Genomic DNA, 20,382 nt, shown 5'->3' with positions numbered 1-20,382 from the left:
GGCGCCTGATTTGACCCGATATTTCGCCCCTGCGACGGGACCGCGCAAGCTGTGTTTGCCCGCCAAGCCCCTGCAAAATCGGGGTGGCATCGGGACGCAAGCGCCAGTATCAGTACCGGCCTTCAAAACGGACATGGAAATGACCACAGGAACATTGCCTCGCGTCTCGGTCGTCGGTCTCGGCAAACTCGGTGCCCCTCTGGCCGCCGTTCTCGCCAGCCGCGGCTTCACCGTCATCGGCCTGGATGTGAACAAGACGCTGGTCGACGCGATGAACGCCGGCAAGATGCCGATCGTCGAGCCGCAGCTGAACGAGCTGATCGCCGCCAGCAAGGAGCGCCTCACGGCGACCATGGACGCCAACGAGGCGATCCAGAAGAGCGACGCCAGCTTCGTGATCGTCCCGACTCCGTCCGACAGCACCGGCTTCTTTTCCAACCGTTTCGTGCTCCAAGCGATGGAGACCCTCGGCAAGGCCCTGAAGAACAAGCAGGGCTACCACATGGTCGTCATCACCAGCACCGTGATGCCAGGCACGACCGGCACCGAGATCAAGGACGCGCTCGAGGCCGCCTCGGGCCGCAAGGTCGGTCCCGACCTCGGCCTCTGCTACAATCCGGAATTCATCGCGCTGGGCAGCGTCGTGCGCGACATGCTCTTCCCCGATTCGATCCTGATCGGCGAGAGCGACACCAAGGCCGGCGACATGCTGCAGACCATCTACCTGCAGATGTGCGAGAAGAAGCCGCCGGTCCAGCGCATGAACTTCGTGAATGCCGAGCTCACCAAGATCTCGGTGAACACCTACGTCACCACGAAGATTTCCTACGCCAACATGCTGGCCGACATCTGCGACCGGATCCCGGGCGCCGACGTCGACGCGGTGACAAAGGCGCTGGGCGCCGACACCCGCATCGGTGCGAAGTATCTCAAGGGAGCGATGGGCTATGGCGGCCCCTGCTTCCCGCGCGACAACGTGGCGTTCGCCGCCTTCGCTCGCAAGATCGGCGCCCGCGCCGACGTGGCCGAAGCGACCGACCGCATCAACAACTTCCAGGTGGAGCGTCTTTCCGCCCTCGTTTCGAAGTTCGCCAAGGCGGGGACGCGCATCGCCATCCTCGGTCTCTCCTACAAGCCGCATACGCCGGTGGTCGAAGAGAGCCACAGCGTGAAGCTCGCCGCCAAGCTCGCCGACGCAGGCTACGTCGTCACGGTCCACGATCCGCTGGCCCAGGATGCGGCTCTGGCCGTGCTGGGCGACAAGGTTGTGGGCGCCTCCTCGATCGAGGGCGCGGTGCGCGAAAGCGACCTGCTGATCGTCGCGACCGGCTGGCCGGAGTACAAGGAGATCGCGCCGGACTGGTGCAAGCGCGAAGGCCAGCGCCTGACCGTTCTCGACCTGTGGCGGACCCTTCCCGCCGACAAGTTCGAGGCGGTCGCCGACCTTCTTTATCTCGGCTCCGGTCGCTGAGCCCGATTTCGGCATCCGCCAAGTGACCAAGCCCGCCAAGAGCGGGCTTTTTCATGTCAACTTCGCCGGAACGACGACCGTCCCTGCCCTCGGCTCTCCATCGCGCCTCTTCCCCGGCTCGCCTGAAGTCTCCCGCAGGTGAACCGAGGCTGGACGCGGCTGTGACGCCCCGTCAGATCGCGCGCCGTCCACGGAAGCGCAGCACCTTGCCGCGAAGGCTCGGATCGATGCGCGGCAAACCCGCCAGCACCTGGCTGCAGAACGGGTTGATGTTGGCGCCGACATAGTCGGTGAAGAGCGGCCAGAACTTGTTGTAGATGACGTTCACGCCGACGAAGCGCCGCGCCGTCCGCCGTCCCGGCGGCCGCGTTTCGGCCTCCGTCGCGGCGGCCTGCTTGAACAGCTTCGCGATCACCTTGAGCCGCTTGTTATCGAGCGGACCGGCCAGACGACCCGTCCTGACGGGCTCGTCCGCATGCTGTGTCGCTAGGCCGAACTCGAAGATGAACATCTCGGATTTCGGCAGCAGTTCCTCGAACGAGCCCCTCACCAGCCCCGGCAAATCCGTCGGGAGCCCTTCGCATTCGTTCGGCACCAGGACGGGGCCGGTGAATCCCATCGCCCTCCAGGCTGTCAGGAATCGGTCCACGAAGGTCCGCCGCGCCGCCACGATCATGACCGCGGTCGACCGCGGATAGGTCAACATCTGATCGGTCACGAAGGGCAGTGTATGGTCGAGATCGTACGTCAGGTCTTCGTAGAGATGCCATTCGAGACTGGTCGCCGTGTAGGGCGCCGTGGCTGGCTTCAGGGCCGCGTCGAGACCCGCCGTGAAACGCTCGTAGGACGTTTCGCGATCGAGCTTGATCTCCTCGATCTCGACGTCGGGCCAACCCCAATTGTCGGCCTGGGCCGGCACATAGGGAGTCGACACGTTCCAGATGTAGTCGTCCTGGTTGTTCATCCGGGTCTGCCGGCCCTTGTTGTTGGCGGCGGCAACGCGGGTGTGATCGCAATGATAACCGAACAGCTTGTCGATCAGCGTATCCACACGCCCACGATAGAGAGCCAGACGCGCGGCCAGGTTCGAATCGCAATGCCAGCCCAGCAGCATCGATTCGTCGAAACCATGGATCGCGAACATGTCCTCGCGCAGGGCGGCCTGGAAATCGCCCAGGGCGTCGTACTTCATCGGCATGAAATTGTGGACGACCTGGTTCAGGTGATAGCGCACCGACCAGTCCCGCAGCTTGGCGAGGTTGCCGGCAGGATCGCGGCGGTCGAAGGCCGCCTCCCACAGCATCTCGGGCAACTCGAAGCGCGGTATCTGATAGAAGCCGTCCGGCACCGCGCCCAGGATGTCGCTGAGCGATTCCCCGTCCGTCCGCGGCACGAGCAGCATGTCCGTGTTGGTATAGAGGACCCAGCGGTTCCTGGGATTCGACCGGCGCAGCGCAACGTTGCGCGACTGCGCCTCGAGCGCGACCAGATGAGTCTTGGACTTGAGATGCGCGTGCTGTTCGGGACGAATCCTCAGCACCCGCAGAACCTTCTTGGCCTTCTCGGTCAGCGTGTCGTGGATCGCCTCGGGAAACGTCGGATGGTCGTCCGGGGTGTTGTAATCGACGAAGAGAATCTCGTCTTCCGGATCCGACATCACCTCGGCCAGCGCGTTGAAGCTGATGGCCGCCCGCTTGTGCAGGTTGTACCCGTGGGTGTCGTTACGACCGTACAGAATGACGGAAAACATGATACCTCGCGTGAGGGGCGATCATTCAGGAAGCAGAACGCGACAACTCGTTTCGGGCTGCCGCATGTTCCACCAACGTCGGCTGACCGAGGTCCAGGACCTGCTGCCAATAGGCACGAGCAGCGTTTCGATCGCTGGCGTGGCTTGCCACGCCGAGTTGGAAAAGCGCTTCGGCGCGACGACCGGCGGTGTTGGCCCGGGCCATCACATCTTCCTGGGAGGCCGATTTGGACTGCAGGGCCAGGAGGGAGGCGACCCATTCGTCGCCAACAGCGGATTGCATCGCGCTCGGGGCCTTTCCAAGCCGCAGTTGAGCCGTGCGCAGGTACAGCTCCCAGTAGGGATCGCGCCTGTCGTTCCGCACCATCGTCTCGAGATTCGGGAGCGCGAGTTCGTAGTCCGCAAGACGCAGCGCGACATAAGCACTCGCCGCCGGACGCCCCCCCAGCAACTCGAGCTGTCGACGCCAGTCTGTGTTGGCCTGGTCGACATGCCCAAGGGCCATGTGCGCGATGCCTCGCGCACTCAAAGAGTCTGAAGACTTCGGATTGGCGGCGATGACCTTGTCGAGATCCTCGATGGCTGCTGCATACTTGCCCAGCGCGGACAGGGCCTCCGCCTTCAGAGCGAGAGCGTCCATGGAGCCTGGATGGAGCTTCAGGGTCCGCTCATAGTCTGCCAGTGCCAGTTCGGGCTGCCGATCGGCCAGATACGCATTCCCACGCGCGAGATTGGGCAGAGCGTACTTCTTGAGGGATTTCAGCACCCTCGTGTAGGAGACGATTTCCGCCGTATGCGACCCGATCTGGCGCAGCACGAAATGCCGGTCCGGCGCCCCTGCACGGCCTTTTTGCCGGAGCTGGCGCGCCTCCTCGTACCTGCCTCTGGCCGCGGCGCTGTCCCCGCTCATGTCGAGCACCTCGCCTTCGGCTTCGACGGCATCGGCAAAGGACGGCGCGACCGCTGTCGCCTGGCGCAGCAGATTGATCGCAGCCTGGCTGTCACCCATGCGACAGAGCGCCAACGCGCGCAGGAAGAGATGCTCGGCTTCGCTTCCGTTGGCGCCGGGAGACCAGTCATCGGCCGGCTGCCGCCGCCGCGCTCCCAGAGTCCCCCGCAGGCTTCCCGACAGCCGCACCAACATCCCTGAATTACTCACTCAATTGCTCCTGCACGGTAAGGCGACCAGACACACCCAAGACGGCCTAGAGCTTACCCCGCGCATGGGCAACTCGCAGAAGTGTCAGAAAGCTCCGATTGCCGGCAATCCACCCGTAAACCTGTCCGCTAACTTAGCGTCGAGGCCCCGTCAAGGCACCCGATCTGCTCTCCTCTATATTGGTCGGAGACTGCGGGAATTTGACGGACTCCCGGCGCATCGATAACAAGCCCGCAGATGAACACAGCCTTTGCAGCAAGCGTCTCTGGCACCCCCGACCGGGCAATTTACCTTCAAGATAAGTTACTCACGGGTAACGACATTGTGCAAACAAGCACAGCCAGAAAAGCATCGCCGATCCCGCGCCAGGCCGGCCCGGATCGAGGCCGTCCAGGCGAATGATCACTCAGCCCTATCTCAGTATCGTCGGCTGGGCCCGGAACGACGGCTACACGCCGAACTACGCGAATCGCCTGGAGCACGCTCTGGGCTTTCTCGTCCGCCAGCTGGACAAGCACAAGGTTCCTTCCGAACTGATCGTCGTCGAATGGAACCCGCCCCCGGACCGGCCGCTGCTTGCAGAGGAAATGGGGCCGCTGGGCGGGGCGGGCCACGTGACCGTTCGCTTCATCGTGGTTCCTCCGAAGCATCACGAGGGTCCGCGAGGATGGCAGACGCGTGGCATGCATGTGAACAACGCCGCCAATGTCGGCATGAGGCGAGCCCGCGGCCGGTACGTCACGCCGAAGGCGTTGGACACCTTCTATTCCGAGCAGCTCGTGTCGCGCCTGGCCCAGCTAAATCTGGATGATGGCTGCGTCTATCGGTGCGACCGTCTCGACGCGCGAATGGAGGACGAGAGCTGGCTGAACCTTCCGGACGAAGAGCTCCTGGCGGCACTCGCGCGCCACACCGTCCAAAGGCACGGACGATTGACGCACAGCATCGACTGGAAGATGCGCGACCTGCATACCAATGCGTGCGGCGACTTCCTGCTGATGACGGCCGAGAGGTGGTCGGAGATCCGAGGCTACCAGAAGGACGCCAGCGTGCTCTGCCTGGATTCCGACTCCATAGCGCTTCATGCTGCGGCAGCGCATGGTGCCTCGGAAATCCACTGGCTGGATGAGTGCATTTACAAGGTCGTCCATGGCAACACCCACGCCCAACGCACGGCGACGGTCTGGAAGGATTGGCAGCTTCGCCTCGACCAGCATCTGATGGGACGAAAGCGGCGCGACCTGGCCATGTCGCTCCGGGTGTGGCTCGACTATCCCCGCCGGCGCGTCCGCGGTCTCGAGGAGATCCTGGCGCCTTCGATCGAGCGTAACTTCGTGGCGAAGGCCGCTCGATACGCGCGAAACGACACCTCCTTCGTCACGAACGACGCCGATTGGGGCCTGGCGCGCGAACACCTGTCCGAGCACACCGTGCTGCGGGCCACCTGGGACACTGCATGACGGTCCGGCAGGCCGTCTGCCTGGTCGGGGGCCGCGGGACGCGACTGGGCGCTCTCACCCAGAGCACACCAAAGCCGCTTCTCGACGTCGGCGGCCGGCCATTTCTCGACTATCTGATCGGCGAGGCCAGTCGCTTCGGTCTCGAGCGGCTGTTGTTGCTGGCCGGACACAATGCCGGCGAGGTCGTGCGGAACTATGACGGCAAAATCGTTGGCGGACTGTCGGTCGAGGTGATCGTCGAAGCGACACCGGCCGGCACGGCCGGTGCGCTGGTCAATGCAGCGGAAGCCCTCGATCCCGTCTTCTTTCTCTTCAACGGCGATTCCTTCTTCGGCTTCAACTGGCTCTCTCTGGTGTCCCCGCTCGACCGGGAGGACTGGACCATGCAACTCGCGCTCGCGCGCGGCGTCCGGGGTGGACGGTACGGGCGCGTGGAAACCGAGGGCGCTCGGATAACGCGCTTCCTGCCCAAGGGGGAAAGCGACCTGCCCATCAACGCCGGCATCTATCTCGTCCGGCGTCGAATCATCGACAGGATCCACAGCGTTCCCTGCTCGCTCGAAAACGACATCCTTCCTCAGCTCGCTTCGGAAGGCGCCCTGCTCGGGTTCGCAACCGAAGGCACCTTCATCGATATCGGCATCCCGGAAGACTTCGCGCGCGGACAGGAGGCCATGCCGGCCTTCATCCGCCGGCCCGCGGCGTTCCTCGACCGCGACGGCGTGATCAACCACGACGACAACTACGTCCACCGGCCGGAGCAGATCCGCTGGATCGACGGCGCGAAGGATGCCATCCGCTGGCTGAACGATGCCGGCTATTACGTGTTCGTCATCACGAACCAGGCCGGCGTCGCGCACGGACACTATGGCGAGGATCAGGTCCACACGCTCCATGCCTGGATGCAGCGCGAGCTTCAGGGTGCCGGGGCTCACGTCGATCGCTTCGAGTATTGCCCCTATCACCCCGAGGGCGCCGTCGAGCGCTATCGCCGGGTTTCGGACCTACGCAAGCCCGGTCCTGGAATGATCCTCAAGGTCAGGGACGAGTGGCCTGTCGACATGGACGAATCGTTCATGATCGGCGACCGCGACATCGACCTGCAGGCCGCGGCGGCTGCCGGCATCGCCGGTCACCGGTTTCCCGGCGGCAACCTCCTCGACTTCGTCAGGACGCACGTACCGGCGAGACGAAAAAATCCCGCGTCGCGTTGATCGCCAGCACCTTTTCAACGACGTCGGCCGGCAAAGCCCCCTGCTCGCTCGCCTGGGCATTCGTCTCGGCCTCGGCCGGGTGCAGGACGCCCGGGATGACGCTCGAAACGGCATCGAACGAAAGACAGAAGCGCAGCGCACGCAGCACGGCCTCGCGTCCTGGGGTCGCCGAGGCCGCCGCAATAAGATCGCGCGCTCCGTCGATCCAGTTGTCGAGTTGGGCGCGCGACCACGCCGCCCGATGGTCCCCGGCAGCAAAGACGGTGGACCGCTCGATGGTCCCCGTCAGGAAGCCAAAACAAAGGGGCGTCCGGGCGATGAAGGCCGCCCCGCGGCGGGCGACCTCGTCGAGCAAACCTTCCGTGACGACGCGAACGTCCATCATGTTGAAGTTGGCCTGAACGATCGGCGCGCCGGCGACGCGCAACGCGTCGACCGCGCCGGCGGGATTTTTCGCGGAAACACCCCAGGAGCGGATTTTCCCCTCGGCGGCCAGGGCGGCAAGCACCTCCGTCGTCTCCTCGGCCGCCAGAATGTCCGAGGGCGGATTATGGAGCTGCAGAACGTCGAGATAGTCCGTCCCAAGGCGCTTGAGACTGCGTTCGGTCGAGCGCCTGATGGCGGCTGCCGAGAAATCCGGTGGCTTCGTCCAATCGTCGTAGCCGGCCTTGCTGGCGATGACAGCCTTGTCCCGCCTTCCCGCCACCGCCTGCCCGATCAGGACCTCGCTGTGCCCCGACCCGTAGGCGCTGGACGTGTCGAACAGGGTGATGCCGAGATCGAGCGCCCGATGCAGAGCCCTCAGGGATTGAACGTCGTCGGTATCGCCGTAAGACGTCGCGCCGGCCGTTCTTCCGCCGATGCCCCAGGCACCAAAGCCGACCTCCGAGACGAGAATTCCGGTCTCGCCCAGCTTACGATATTTCATCGGATCGGCCGCAGGCTCAGTAGTGACCGGCGAGTTCGGGCGTGATCTCGACGGCGCGCGGCGCGTAAAGATAGGCGCCCTTCTTGTTGCCCCACCAGACGATCTCGCGACACCATTTCTGGAAGTCATCGTAAGGCCGGCTGGTGCGGTCCACTTCAACGACGATCGGAACCTTGCGCAGCAGCGCGGGCTCGCCGCCGCGTACCTTGTTCCAGTAATCGAGCAGGTCGTAGTCGAGCTTCACCCTCACGTCGCCCTTGGCAAACGGCTGGTGCACCAGCGCGTGGTTCAACCTGACGGCTTCCTCGACGATCTCGATGGGAAGACCGTCGCTGCGCGCGCGCACGGTCTCGGACAGGAGTTCACCAGCTTCCTTGTAGAAATCGTCGAACCGGCCCTCCGCCGTGAGCTTCACGAAGATGTACTCGTCAGCCGGCCAGAAGATGTTGAGATACTCCTTGGAGAAAACATACTCGGAACCACCCTGCTGGATGGATCGGGCCTCGCTCTCGAAGAAGGCATTGATCCCCGCGATCGTCGGGAACCTCTTGGCGTCGGCGGCCATGAAGGCCTCGATCATGTCGCGGTAGGACATGCCGGAAATTCCGTGCGCCAGGATGAGCGGGATCTGGAAAAGCTTGTCGAAGTGGAGCAGCGCCGTCATCCAGCAGAAGATGCGTGTGCGCCGCCAGTCGTCGAGCGGCGTCGCCGCGGTAGCGATGACCAGATCCTGCACTTCCGGCACGTCGTCATCGAGCTCGATGCGCTCGCCGTGGATGTTGATGATCTTCGACTCGACCGTAACCATGCCGTACTTCGCCTGATAGGCGGGATCGCCCATCTCGGCATTCGGCAGGATCGACAGGTTATTGAACTGGATGCGGTTGTGCTGGCCGTTCTCCATCAACTGGTCGACGCCGCGCACGAAGGACTCGTAGGTCTCGCCGGGCAGGCCCAGGATCAGGTCCGAGTAGGTTTCGACCTTGTCGCGCGTGAAGCGGCGCTGCAGCTCCATGTACGTGCCAAGCGAGATATTGTCGCGCTTGATCGCCTCCAGCGTCGGCATGTCGACGCTCTGCATCGACAGGGCCACGCCCTTGTTCAGGCCGGCATCGGACAGGATCTTCTGGGTTTCGTAGGCCCGTTCCGTCGCGTTCTTGGTGTTCTGGACGGACAAGGCCACCGGATACCCGGTCGTCTTCTTCACGTCGGCAACGTAGTTCGCGATGTCGACGTCGCGCTTCTGGATGCCGAAATTGGCATCGCAGCAGAAGATGTACTCGATCTTCTTCTCGGCGAACCAGTCGACCTCGCGATAGAGCCGCTCTTCGCCGAACTTGGTGACCTTGCCGGCCGTGGCTGAGCCCCAGTCACAGAAAGTGCAGCGGAAGGGACAGCCGCGGTTGGTTTCCCAGAGACCGATCCAGCTTTCCGTCCGGTTCGCCGCCATGATCTCGTCGAAGGCGCCTTCGAGGAACGGCGACGGAATCTCGTCGAGGTCACGAACGCGGTCGAGATTCTTGGTGCGGACGAAGCTGCCGTCGGCCTTCACTAGGCTGACGCCCGGAAGGGCATCCCATGTCGACCGGTCGTGGAACGTTTCCAGGAGCTTCAGAAAAGTCCGCTCACCCTCGTTATGAACCGCGAGGTCGATCTGGCGATTGGCCCGCATGAAGGCCTCGGGCTGATCGGGCACGTGCGGCCCGCCAAAGATGATGACGATGCCGGGCTTCAACGCCTTCAGGCGACGGGCAATCTCAAGCGAAATCCGGCCGTTCCACACATAGCTGCTGAAGCCAACGATATCGGCATCCTTCAGGGCTTCGACCGCATCGGCGATGCGCACGCGCTTGTAGAGAGACGGCAGGAACCGGTAGAGCTCCGGCCGGGCTGCGAACTTCTTCACGTAAGTCTGCAGCAAGGCGACCGAATAGGGCAGATAGTTCTGGCCGGAGAAGGAATTGTTGATCTGGACCAGGCCGACAACCAACGGATTCGTCGGCGGCGTCGCTTGCACGGTGGCTTGTTCGGCGTGTGGCGTCGACATTCGCTGCGCCCCGTTGTCCTCGGTCCCTTGGCGGAATCCAGCCAAAGGAGTGGATGATATGTCGGTGGAAGTCGCCCCGAGAGGTAGAGCCCCCCACTTCGCATTGCAATAGGATTGACTGGCGTAATCCCGCGGTCCAGCAGGGATTTTCGGTGTCTCGAGGGTGGAATGCAGTTTGCAGGCAAAAAGGTTCTGGTCACCGGTGGGGCCGGCTTTCTGGGAACCAACCTGGCTCTGAAATTGACCGCCCTCGGCGCCAGACTGCGATTGACGATCCACCGAAAACCCCTCCAGATTCCGTTCCCAGATGCCGAGGTCTTGGAAGCCGATCTGCGACGGCCCGAGGATTGTGCCCGCGCCGTCGAGGGCATGGATATCGTCTTCATCTGCTCGGCACAGACCTCCGGAGCGGGCGTCATCCGAACCACCCCTCTCGTGCACGTGACGCCGAACGTACTGATCAACAGCCTGCTGCTCGAGGCTGCCTACCAGGCGCAGGTGAAGAAGGTCTGCTTCATCTCGAGCGGCGCCGCCTATCCGGGGACCGGAGCCCGCCCCGTCACCGAGCCTGAGATGTTCAACGGCGATCCGGAGGAAGTCTATTTCCCGGCGGGATGGATGAAGCGTTATGCCGAAATCCTCTGTCGAACCTATGCCGAGAAGATCGCGAATCCGATGTCCACCGTGGTCATCCGTCCCTCGAACGTCTACGGCCCCTACGACAAGTTCGACTTCGCCGTGAGCCACGTGACGGCCGCGCTGGTGCGCCGGGTCGCCGAGAGGCAGAACCCACTCCTGGTCTGGGGCACCGGCGAGGACATACGCGACCTGATCTACGTCGACGACTTCGTCGAGGGCACGCTTGCGGCGGTCTCGACGGATCTGCCCTTCCTCGCCATCAACATCTGCGCCGGCCGCGGCTACGCCGTCCGCGAGGTCCTCGAGACGCTGCTGGAGGTCGATACCTTCGGCGACGCCCGGGTTACGTTCGATGCAACGAAGCCCAGCACGGTTCCCGTACGGCTGATGGACAACGGTCTCGCCCGCTCGCTGCTCGGCTTCGAGGCCAAACTATCCCTGGCGGACGGCCTGCGGCGAACCCTGGGCTGGTACAGGGACGACCCGGCCAGCCCGGCGCGCCGCTAGAACGGTCCCCTGAAGCGCTTGTAGCCTTCGGTCATCGATCGCTCGACGGGGAGCTCGATACCGTGGCCGCTGCCGCGGACCTGAGTCAGGATCGCTTCGACGGTCTCGTGCTGACTCGGATAATAGATGTCTTCGAGGCTCTTCGCCGTCGGACACGGCGCCGACGCCATGCCGAGCATCGCCGGCGCCTGACGCAGCATCGACGGGTCACGCAGCATGATCTGCCGGCAGACCTCGGCGGTGACGCCGTATTCGAGCCAGGACGTATCGGCGATGACCAGCTTGCCCGTCTTGCGGATGCTGTCGATGACGAGGTCCCAGTCCGGATGGCTGATGGAATTGAGATCGATGACTTCGACCTCGATGCCGGCCTTCTCGGCAACGTACTGGGCCGCACGCAATGCCTCGAGCACCATCACCGAGGTCGCCACCACCGTCACGTCGCGCCCTTCGCGGGCGACGTAGCTGGTCAGCGGGATCGGCTTCGACGGGGTGCCCGCCGACACTGAGAAGTCGAGATTGTAGAGCAACCGGTGTTCGATGCTGACCACCGGGCCGGGATGCCGGGCGATGATCTGCGGGTACATGTCGAGGATCGCCTGGCTGGTCGACGGCATGACGACCGTCAGGCCGGGATAGTGCGCAAATGTTGCCTGCGGGCTCTGCGAATGCTGGGCACCCTGCCCCCAGCTGCGGCCGACCACGAGGCGAATCAGCATAGGGCACGACATGATGCCGCCGAACATGTAGCGGTACTTGGAGGCCAGATTGATGATCTGGTTCATCGCCAGGAACGAGAAGTCGGCGCGGATATGGGTGGTGATCGGATAATCCCCGACCAGCGCCGCACCGATCGCCACGCCGGTCATGCCCTCTTCCATCAGCGGCACGTCGAACACGCGCTCGGCGCCGTATTTCTGCGCAAGGCCGGTGGTCGAGCCGAAGATGCCCTTAAAGTCGTCGACACCCTGGCCCATGATGAAAGTGTTCGGATGATCGGCCAGCGCCGCATCCATCGTCTCCAGCAGCGCGCCGGCATAGGACAGGACGCGCGTCTGCATCGACGGACGCTCTTTCGTAGAGACGTTCATGCTCAAGCCCTGCCTAGATAATGTCGGTCAGCAATTCGTCTCGCCCCGGGAAGGGACTGTTCTCGGCGAACGCGGCGGCGGCCGCGATCTCCCGCTCGATCTCCGGCTTGAGCTCGGCGACGAGTTTCTCGTCGAGCAGCAGCGGATCGCGTGCTTTCCACGCATCGATGTCGATGGCGCTGCGGTATCCGAAATGAAAATCGTCGCCGACGCCGACATGCTCCTTGTAGCGCCCCGTCGCGATCTCCAGGACGAAAGGCCGGCCAGCCCGCACGACGGATAGCGCATCGAGGGTGGCCTGGCGGATCGCCAGCATGTCCCACCCCTCGTCCACCCGGCGCGATTCGATGCCGAAGGTCGCGGCGTGTTCGAGAAGATTGTAGGATTGCCGGGCATTCTTGAAACTGTGCACGGCGAGCCCGTTATCCTCGCAGAGGAACAGCACCGGCACCTTCATGAGCGCCGCGAAGTTAAGGCTCTCGTGATAGACGCCCTCTTCGGTCGCGCCGTCGCCGAACACCGCGACGGCGACGCGCGGGCTGCCCCGGCGCTTGAACGACAGCGCGGCCCCGACGGCGTGGGGAATGGAACTGGCGACAACGGCCGAGGAGCCCATCAGGCCGACTTCCGGGGCCGAGAGATGCATTGAGCCGGCCTTGCCCTTGGAGACGCCGCCGATACGGCCGTAGAGTTCGGCGAACATCTTGTCGAGCGAGCCACCCTTGGCAATGTAGAAGCCGTGTGAGCGATAGGTCGCGAACACGAGATCGTCGACGTTCAGAGCATCGCAAACCCCGACCGCCACGGCTTCCTGGCCGATCGACAGATGAACGGGGCTTTGGATTCTGTCGGACGGGTAGAGCTCGATGATGCGCTCTTCGACCAGCCGGATCGTCAGCGCTGTCCGGAAAAGTCGGCGGTAGCGCTCGTCGCTGTCCATCAAACTACATTCCCCAGGCCTGAAAGTCGGCCCGTCCGGCCGTCCCTGACGCCTCTCCTAGCGATACGCCTGCCACTATTCAACACGCCGGTTTGCCCGATACCAGACGAGAAGCTCCTCCAGCCCCTGCTGAAGCGAGGTCGCCGGCCGCCAGCCCGTCGCCTCCATGAAACGGCGACCCGAAACCCGCAGCATCGAGGGGCCGAGGTTCTGCCCTTCCAGTTCGACCACCGCGTCCCGGAAGCCATCGGCCTCAAGCAAAGCCTGAAGAATCGATCGGACCGAGACCTCGTCCTCGGTCGCCACGTTGAAGGCCTGAAACCCCGCTTCCCGCTGCAACGCCGCCTTCACGGCACCGGCGAGATCCCGCGCGTGGATCAGGTTCCGCGTCTGGGTGCCGTCGCCGGCCAGCCGGATCGGATTGGCGCGTTCGACGACACGCCGGACGAGCGACGGCAGGAAATGGCCCGTTCTCGGATCGAAGTCGTCATGCGGTCCGTAGACGAGAGCCGGTCGCAGAACGATGGCGGACTCCAGCCAGCCGAGAGTCCGGACGTACCATTCGAGTTGCTTTTCCAAATAGCGATGCATCCACCCCACCCCGAACCAGTGTCCGGGCGGGTTGCCGGTCTCGTATTGCTCTTCGTCCAGCAACTCCGTGGCCGGTGGATAGCCCGTGCAGGAACTCACGAGAACGACTCGTCGCGCCTCGCCTCGTGCCGCAGCCTCCATGGCATTCGTGACGATGCGCAGGTTGTCGAGGACCGATTCCACCGGCTCGTCCCGTAGCACGGCGCTGGTGGACACGCGGCCGGCACACAGGACGACCGCCTCGCAACCGGCGAAAGCCCGCGAAGCCTGGGCGCGGTCGTTGAAATCGCATTGGATCCACCGGACGCCTTCGGCGGAAAAGGGCGGACGCGACCTGTAGGTGGCAACAACCGGCTCCGCGCCTGGAGCAGCCAGGACCTCGACCACGTATCGTCCGATCAGCCCTGTTGCGCCGGCCACTGCGATCGTCATCTTCCTTCAGTCTCCCGTCACCTGCATGTCGCGCGGACCGTAACCGCCGGCCGGCAGATTGTCGCACAGTTCGGACGACCGGGCCGTGGGACGTGCTAAGGAGCGCCCGCAAGATCGATGAGTTAACGGGAAAACGGAATGTCGCCGCATCAGCGCCTGGGCCCGAGAGAGTTTGAAGTCGCGGTCGGACTCCCCACAGGAAGCCTGGACGAGCGCACCAAGGCGCTGCTGGAGAAGACTCCGCTCCTGTACTCACCCCTGGACGAGGCTGCCCAGACAGACGCCCGCATCAAGGTGGCCGAGGACATCGATCGCGGATTCACGGTCGTCGGGGAGCATCGCGAGTCCATCTGGCGTGATGCCTGGCAGGATCATCTGGACGATTTCATCAGGTCGGGCCATGCGCTGGAGGCGCTCAATCCGCGTTTCGTGGGAGGTACCGCCCTGCTGCGCTGGCAGGGCGCCTACGTCGAGGGAGTCACCGAGCGGTTCGAACTGGCCTTCCTGGAGATCTTCCGTGACTGGTTGTTCCGGACCTATCTTGCGGATGCGGCGCATCTCTACGAGTTCGGCAGCGGCAGCGCGTTCAACGTCGCAGCCTATGCGAAGCTCTATCCCCGGACCTCGATCACCGCGCTCGACTGGGCGCCCGCCGCGGTCAAGATCGCCGACCTGCTGGGCGAACAGCACGCAATGAAGATCGCCGGCCAGCGGTTCGATTTCTTCGTTCCCGACAGCAGCTTCGAGTTCGCCCCCAAGAGTGTCGTGCTCACCATGTGCGCTCTCGAACAGGTGGGCGACCGGTTCCGTCCGTTCGTGGACTTCATCCTGGCGAAGCGGCCGCAGAGGGTGGTCCATGTCGAGCCCATGCTGGAACTCTACGACCCCGAGCTGCCGCACGACGCCCTGGCCATCCGCTACCATCGGCAGCGCAAGTATCTCAGCGGCCTCCTGCCTCATCTGCATTCCCTGGAAAAAGCCGGCTCCATCCGGCTCCTCACGGTGCAGCGCCTCAAGTTCGGCAGCCGCTTCCACGAGTGCTTCTCCGTGGTCGCCTGGGAACCGGTCTGAGGGGGCCGGGCCCCAATCCCGGGGTCGCATTCACGGGCGAGACGGGCTAATGAGGCCCCATCGGCGCGCAGGAGCGCCCGGCCAGGTCCAAAGCCAAGCGAGAGGCAGCTCGAAATGTCGGCCAAGCGCGCCCTGATCACGGGCATCACGGGAATGGTCGGCTCGCACCTTGCCGAGTACATCCTGAAGCACACCGACTGGGAGATCGTGGGCCTTCTGCGCTGGCGCAGCCCTCTCGACAATCTCAGCGCCATCGTCGGGCCGATCAATTCGGGTTCGCGGGTACGGCTCGTCTACGGTGACCTGAGGGACACGCTGTCCATCCAGCGCGCCGTCGAATCGGCCAAGCCGGACTATGTGTTCCATCTGGCCGCCCAGAGCTTTCCCCGCACCAGCTTCGATTCGCCTCTCGACACGATGGACACCAACATCCTCGGGACGGTGCGGGTGCTGGACGCTCTGCGCACGACGGCCGCAGACGCCGTCATCCACGTCTGCGCCTCGTCCGAGGTCTTCGGTCGGGTGCCGAAGGAAAAGCTGCCGATCTCGGAGGAATGCAGCTTCCATCCCGCCTCCCCCTACGCGATCTCCAAGGTCGGTACCGATCTCGTCGGTCGCTTCTATGCCGAGGCCTACGGCATGAAGGTCATGACCACGCGCATGTTCACCCATACCGGCCCGCGCCGCGGCGACGTCTTCGCAGAGTCTACCTTTGCCAAGCAAATCGCGATGATCGAGCACGGCCTGGTTCCGCCGGTGGTCAAGGTCGGCAATCTGGAATCACTGCGCACCGTAGCCGACGTGCGCGACGCCGTGCGCGCCTACTATCTTCTCGTTACGAAGAATCCGGTCGCGGGCGCCTACTACAATATCGGCGGCACCCACTCCTGCACCGTCGGCAATATCCTCGAGCATCTCGTCGCGCTGTCGTCGAAGAGCGCAGAGATCAAGGTTGAGGTCGATCCCGACCGGCTTCGCCCCATCGATGCCGACCTGCAGGTGCCGGATACTTCGAAGTTCGAGAAGCATACGGGCTGGCGGCCCGAGATTCCCTTCGAGCAAACGATGCGTGATCTGCTCGACTATTGGCGCCAGCGCGTCGCCGTCGAGGGCAACCGGTTCCTCACGCGATAGCCAGAAGACCCCGAACAGAGCATCCGAAGATGAAGCGCCCGCCGACAAGCGACAACATGTCGATGGCAATGTCGAGAACGCCCTACCGCGTGTCCTTCTTCGGGGGAGGCACCGACTATCCCGAGTGGTATCGGGACCATGGCGGCAGCGTGTTGTCGATGGCCATCAACAGATACTGCTACATCGTCGGGCGTCATCTCCCCCCGTTCTTCGCGACTCGTCACCGGGTGGTGTGGTCCCACATCGAAACCGTCAACTCGATCTCCGAGATCCTTCATCCCGCGGTCCGGGCTGGGCTGCAGTACATGGAGTTCGGCAACGACCGGGGTGTCGAAATCCACCACCAGGGCGATCTTCCGGCACGCTCCGGCATCGGCTCCAGCTCCGCCTTCTCCGTGGGACTGATCAACGTTCTGCACGCGATGCGTGGGCAGACGATCAACAAGCGCGATCTCGCCAATGCCGCGATCCATCTGGAGCGCGACATACTGCAGGAAACGGTCGGATGCCAGGATCAGGTGGCCAGCGCCTATGGCGGTTTGAACGTCATCCGTTTCGGAGCGGACGGCGCCATCGACATCTTGCCGCTGGATCTGTCGGGTCAGAACCAGCGGAAGCTGGAGGACTGGCTTCTTCTTTTCTACACCGGAACAACCCGGCTTTCTTCGACCATCGCGAAGTTGCTGATTTCCAATCTCGCCGCGAAGAGCGATCATCTCCAGCAGATGCATGCCATGGTCGATCCCGCCGCGAAGCAACTGCGAACGGGTGACATGGACTCCTTCGGACGGCTCCTGAACGAAGCATGGCAGCTCAAGCGCCAGCTGTCGGATGGCGTCACGACGGATAGCATCGACGATGTCTACGCTGCGGCCCTGTCCGCAGGGGCGCTCGGTGGCAAACTGCTGGGTGCCGGCGGCGCGGGCTTCATGGCCTTCATCGTGCCGCCCGAGAAGCAGCCGCAGGTTCGGGCGGCGCTCGCCCATCTCCTTCACGTGCCGGCAGGAATCGATTTCACCGGATCGACCATCGTCTACCGCCAGCTCGAAACCCTGCCCCAATCCTGACAGCGACGGGAATTCACATGGAGACTTTTCCGACGACACTCGACTCGGTCCGGCTGATCAAGCCGCCGACGGTCTTCGAGGATTTCCGCGGTCATTATGTCGAGACCTACAACGAGCGCCTGTACCGTGAGGCCGGGATCGACCAGCATTTCATCCAGGATGACATTTCGGTCTCGCGCCGGCATGTGCTGCGCGGCATCCACGGCGACGGCAAGACCTGGAAGCTCATCTCCTGCCTGCAGGGAAGCTTCTACATGGTCGTGATCAACAACGATCCCCAGTCCTCGCAATACCGGAAGTGGACGTCGTTCACCCTGTCGGACAGCAACAGGCTTCAGGTGCTGGTGCCGCCGAAATTCGGCAATGGCCATGTCGTCATGAGCGAGCAGGCCATCTTCCACTACAAGCAGACCACGGACTACGATCGCTCGGGCCAGTTCACCCTCGTCTGGAACGATCCGTCCCTGAATATCTGGTGGCCGGTCCAGGATCCGATCGTTTCGGAGCGCGACCAGGGACGCTAGTCGCCTTCCGTCAACGGCCCGCGCCGGCTTGGAAAGACGAGAGTTCGTCGACCGCGCCGGCCAGATGGTAGAGGCTGGTCGCGGGCATGAAGTCGACGAGCGGCGATCCGTCGGGGCCCAGGCGGTCCACCCATCCGCCGTTTGGCGCAGGAGCGAGGAAACGACGATACAGGGCTCGCGTCAGCTCGACGGCCCTCTCCGCCGATCCCATCCGCCCGCGCCGCGCTTCGGCCAGATCGCTCTTGATGGCCTCGGTCATCGGCCAAAGTCGACGGGATGGCTTCAGGATGGTGCCGTCGGGGTGCACTTCGTCGACGATCAGCCCGTCGGCGTCGAAACCCGCGCGGCCGGCATTGTCGTATAGCCGCTCGACGACCGCCCCGACCCGACCGTCGTCCGCCTGCGTTTCATAGCGACGCAACAGCCAGCACCATTCGAAATGGTGCCCCGGCTCGACGATCGCGCCGTTGCCGGGGACTGGCCGCAGCGCGTCGTCGAAATTTTCGAAAAGCACGCCCTGCCCGGCCTGGAAGAACTTGGCCAGGAAGAGCTCGAACAGGCTCGCGGCTCTTTCGAGAAAGCGCCGGTCCCGGGAACACTCCCACAGTGCAAGGAGGGCCTCGAATAGATGCATGTGCGGGTTCTGCCGGCGCGGCCCCTCCCGCCATGGCGATGCCTCGACGTATCCGCCCCCCCACGGCGCCGTCATCTCGCGATCGAGGAAGACCAGCGTCTCATGGGCAAGCGTCAATTCTTCCCGGTTCCCGGTCGCCTGGACATGGGCGGCAATCGCGAGAAGCACGAAAGCGTGGGCATAGAGATCGCGCGTGGCATCAACGACGGTTCCATCCCGCGCGATCGAGAAGCCCCAGCCGTCCCGACCGTCGCGACGGTAATAATCCCGGCACATCGATCCGAAAGCGCGTTCCGCCAGCGCCGCCGCCCCGGAGTGCCATCGCTGACGCTGCGCAAGCGAAAAGACGAAAATCTGCCGGGCCTGGACGAGCAGCCGGATCGGCATCTCCTGACGGGGAGTGCCGTCGAAGCTCAGACCTTCCTCGAACCGTCCAGCCCTGCCGTCGAACCCCGCCGTCGCCCACAGAGGCAGCGCCTGGTCGCGCATCCAGCTTTCCATCAACCCCGCGACCGTACGCACGTCGTGCGGCATCAGGGGCGGCTCTCCCCCGCGGCCGCGGCGGCCGCGCTACCGCTTGAGCAGATCTTCAACACGTTCTGCGGGTACCGCCACGACGTTCGGCGACAGCAGCGTTCCCTCGACCGCGCGCTCGGGCCAGCCGCCATTCGGACAGAAGGAGAGGATTTGATAGTCGTGCTGCTGGCGAAGTGCGCCCAGCAGCGAGTCCGCACTCTGGCCTTGCGCCTGCAACGCCCGCTCGTTCAACTCCATGAGGAGCACCGGCCGTGCCGTGGTCAGAAGCTGCCGCGCCCCTGCGACGACGCCGGCCTCGCCGCCCTCGACGTCGATCTTGACCATGTCGACGCGGGACAGGTCGTGTTTGGCAACCACCGCATCGAGCGTCTCGAGGGGAACGCGCTCCGAACTCGCGCGCACCACGTCGTCGTGGGCGAAATCACCGAGCGTGTTGTGGCCGGCATGCACGCCATGGGCGAGATGCAGGTCGACGAAGCCCGTCTCGGCGCCCAGCGCCGCCGCGACCACCTGGACGTTCTCGAGGCCGTTGCGGCCGAGATTGCGCTGCAGATGGGCGCGTTCGCGCGAACTCGGCTCGACGGCGATCACCCTGCCCGCCGGCCCGACGCGGCGGGCGGCGAAGAGCGTGTAGTAGCCGTCGTTGGCGCCGACATCGATGAAAGACATGCCGGGCTTCAGAACGCGGTCGACGAAGGCGAACTCGTTGGGCTCGAACGAGCCGCAGACATACAGGCAGAGGCTGTTGTCGTTGCCCAGGGTCACGTCCACCATCGTGCCGCCATGCCAGCGCACGGTGAGCGGCACCGCCAGGTCCTTTTCGCGGGCGGCTTCCCACAGCGCCCCCCGTCGGCAGGCCAGCCACTGCCGCTGGTCGTAATATTCTTCCGCGAAGCGCCAGCCGGGCCGCGGCTCCAGCCGCGGCGCACCGGGAGCCAGGATCGCGGCATAGGCAGCGCCGATCGTGGGCGCCCGCACGATCAGCCAGCGCCCCATATTGTCGAGATGATAGCCGATTCCCGAGCAAACCCGTTCCCAGGTGCCGGCAACGCTGATCGGACGGCGGGCCGTCGTCATGCCTGAACTGTTTGCCCCCAACTATGCCGAGTTCGGCTAACGTACCCACCGTCAAGCGTCAAGCGTGCCTGTGTGTTGCCACTTTCTATCTCTAATGCCTTGCGTTGCA

17 protein-coding genes are annotated in these 20,382 nt (G+C 64.1%); 8 read left to right on the top strand and 9 right to left on the bottom strand.

Going from position 1 to position 20,382, the window contains the following annotated elements; genetic code table 11:
* Nucleotides 1-139 precede the first annotated feature (139 nt).
* A complete protein-coding gene (locus tag ACT6UX_RS03405) occupies nucleotides 140-1,471 on the top strand; it encodes a UDP-glucose dehydrogenase family protein (RefSeq protein ID WP_444773736.1) in 1,332 nt (443 codons plus the stop codon).
* Between the two features lie 172 nt (nucleotides 1,472-1,643).
* On the opposite strand, the gene ACT6UX_RS03400 is transcribed toward ACT6UX_RS03405, so the two are convergent.
* On the bottom strand, nucleotides 1,644-3,221 hold the full coding sequence (locus ACT6UX_RS03400; RefSeq protein WP_444773735.1) for a hypothetical protein: 1,578 nt from the start codon (nucleotides 3,219-3,221) through the stop codon (nucleotides 1,644-1,646).
* Between the two features lie 25 nt (nucleotides 3,222-3,246).
* A complete protein-coding gene (locus ACT6UX_RS03395; protein WP_444773734.1) occupies nucleotides 3,247-4,365 on the bottom strand; it encodes a tetratricopeptide repeat protein in 1,119 nt (372 codons plus the stop codon).
* A 413-nt stretch (nucleotides 4,366-4,778) separates the two neighbouring features.
* Here ACT6UX_RS03395 and ACT6UX_RS03390 point away from each other — a divergent pair, with 413 nt between their 5' ends.
* Together ACT6UX_RS03390 and ACT6UX_RS03385 are read left to right on the top strand one after the other, a co-directional pair.
* Nucleotides 4,779-5,840, top strand: coding sequence for a hypothetical protein (locus ACT6UX_RS03390; protein ID WP_444773733.1), 1,062 nt, complete (start codon nucleotides 4,779-4,781; stop codon nucleotides 5,838-5,840).
* Nucleotides 5,837-7,054, top strand: coding sequence for an HAD-IIIA family hydrolase (locus tag ACT6UX_RS03385; protein ID WP_444773732.1), 1,218 nt, complete (start codon nucleotides 5,837-5,839; stop codon nucleotides 7,052-7,054). Before ACT6UX_RS03390 ends, ACT6UX_RS03385 begins: the two co-directional genes overlap by 4 nt.
* On the opposite strand, the gene ACT6UX_RS03380 is transcribed toward ACT6UX_RS03385, so the two are convergent.
* Together ACT6UX_RS03380 and ACT6UX_RS03375 are read right to left on the bottom strand one after the other, a co-directional pair.
* On the bottom strand, nucleotides 7,008-7,982 hold the full coding sequence (locus ACT6UX_RS03380) for an aldo/keto reductase (protein ID WP_444773731.1): 975 nt from the start codon (nucleotides 7,980-7,982) through the stop codon (nucleotides 7,008-7,010). The two genes, ACT6UX_RS03385 and ACT6UX_RS03380, sit on opposite strands and share 47 nt — an antisense overlap.
* Before the next feature lie 16 nt (nucleotides 7,983-7,998).
* A complete protein-coding gene (locus tag ACT6UX_RS03375) occupies nucleotides 7,999-10,029 on the bottom strand; it encodes a B12-binding domain-containing radical SAM protein (protein WP_444773730.1) in 2,031 nt (676 codons plus the stop codon).
* Between the two features lie 168 nt (nucleotides 10,030-10,197).
* Between ACT6UX_RS03375 and ACT6UX_RS03370 the strand changes: the two genes are divergently transcribed.
* Complete coding sequence (locus tag ACT6UX_RS03370) at nucleotides 10,198-11,175, top strand: NAD-dependent epimerase/dehydratase family protein (RefSeq protein WP_444773729.1); 978 nt, start codon at nucleotides 10,198-10,200, stop codon at nucleotides 11,173-11,175.
* On the opposite strand, the gene ACT6UX_RS03365 is transcribed toward ACT6UX_RS03370, so the two are convergent.
* From ACT6UX_RS03365 to ACT6UX_RS03355, 3 genes are all read right to left on the bottom strand, one after another.
* The gene (locus ACT6UX_RS03365; RefSeq protein WP_444773728.1) at nucleotides 11,172-12,236 is read right to left on the bottom strand and encodes an alpha-ketoacid dehydrogenase subunit beta; all 1,065 of its coding nucleotides are present in this window, start codon (nucleotides 12,234-12,236) and stop codon (nucleotides 11,172-11,174) included. The genes ACT6UX_RS03370 and ACT6UX_RS03365 overlap by 4 nt on opposite strands.
* Before the next feature lie 43 nt (nucleotides 12,237-12,279).
* Nucleotides 12,280-13,206, bottom strand: coding sequence for a thiamine pyrophosphate-dependent dehydrogenase E1 component subunit alpha (locus ACT6UX_RS03360; RefSeq protein ID WP_444773727.1), 927 nt, complete (start codon nucleotides 13,204-13,206; stop codon nucleotides 12,280-12,282).
* A 75-nt stretch (nucleotides 13,207-13,281) separates the two neighbouring features.
* Nucleotides 13,282-14,229: an NAD-dependent epimerase/dehydratase family protein gene (locus tag ACT6UX_RS03355; protein WP_444773726.1), complete on the bottom strand. Its 948-nt coding sequence runs from the start codon at nucleotides 14,227-14,229 to the stop codon at nucleotides 13,282-13,284.
* A 138-nt stretch (nucleotides 14,230-14,367) separates the two neighbouring features.
* On the opposite strand from ACT6UX_RS03355, the gene ACT6UX_RS03350 reads away from it, so the two are divergent.
* From ACT6UX_RS03350 to rfbC, 4 genes are all read left to right on the top strand, one after another.
* Nucleotides 14,368-15,300 carry a hypothetical protein gene (locus ACT6UX_RS03350; RefSeq protein ID WP_444773725.1) on the top strand — a complete coding sequence of 311 codons (933 nt, stop codon included), beginning with the start codon at nucleotides 14,368-14,370 and terminating at the stop codon, nucleotides 15,298-15,300.
* A 114-nt stretch (nucleotides 15,301-15,414) separates the two neighbouring features.
* Complete coding sequence (locus ACT6UX_RS03345; protein ID WP_444773724.1) at nucleotides 15,415-16,434, top strand: GDP-mannose 4,6-dehydratase; 1,020 nt, start codon at nucleotides 15,415-15,417, stop codon at nucleotides 16,432-16,434.
* Between the two features lie 62 nt (nucleotides 16,435-16,496).
* Nucleotides 16,497-17,501 (top strand): GHMP family kinase ATP-binding protein, encoded by a 1,005-nt coding sequence (locus ACT6UX_RS03340; RefSeq protein WP_444773723.1) that lies wholly within the window; start codon nucleotides 16,497-16,499, stop codon nucleotides 17,499-17,501.
* Nucleotides 17,502-17,518: 17 nt separating this feature from the next.
* The gene (rfbC, locus tag ACT6UX_RS03335; RefSeq protein WP_444773722.1) at nucleotides 17,519-18,025 is read left to right on the top strand and encodes a dTDP-4-dehydrorhamnose 3,5-epimerase; all 507 of its coding nucleotides are present in this window, start codon (nucleotides 17,519-17,521) and stop codon (nucleotides 18,023-18,025) included.
* A 10-nt stretch (nucleotides 18,026-18,035) separates the two neighbouring features.
* Here rfbC and ACT6UX_RS03330 read toward each other — a convergent pair whose 3' ends face one another.
* Nucleotides 18,036-19,193: an AGE family epimerase/isomerase gene (locus ACT6UX_RS03330; protein WP_444773721.1), complete on the bottom strand. Its 1,158-nt coding sequence runs from the start codon at nucleotides 19,191-19,193 to the stop codon at nucleotides 18,036-18,038.
* Nucleotides 19,194-19,229: 36 nt separating this feature from the next.
* Nucleotides 19,230-20,273 carry an FkbM family methyltransferase gene (locus tag ACT6UX_RS03325; protein ID WP_444773720.1) on the bottom strand — a complete coding sequence of 348 codons (1,044 nt, stop codon included), beginning with the start codon at nucleotides 20,271-20,273 and terminating at the stop codon, nucleotides 19,230-19,232.
* Nucleotides 20,274-20,382: the final 109 nt, after the last annotated feature.

Source organism: Reyranella sp. (assembly GCF_052439685.1).
Taxonomy (GTDB): domain Bacteria; phylum Pseudomonadota; class Alphaproteobacteria; order Reyranellales; family Reyranellaceae; genus Reyranella.
Note: the sequence above shows the minus strand (reverse complement) of the source record. Positions and strands in the feature narration are given on the sequence as shown.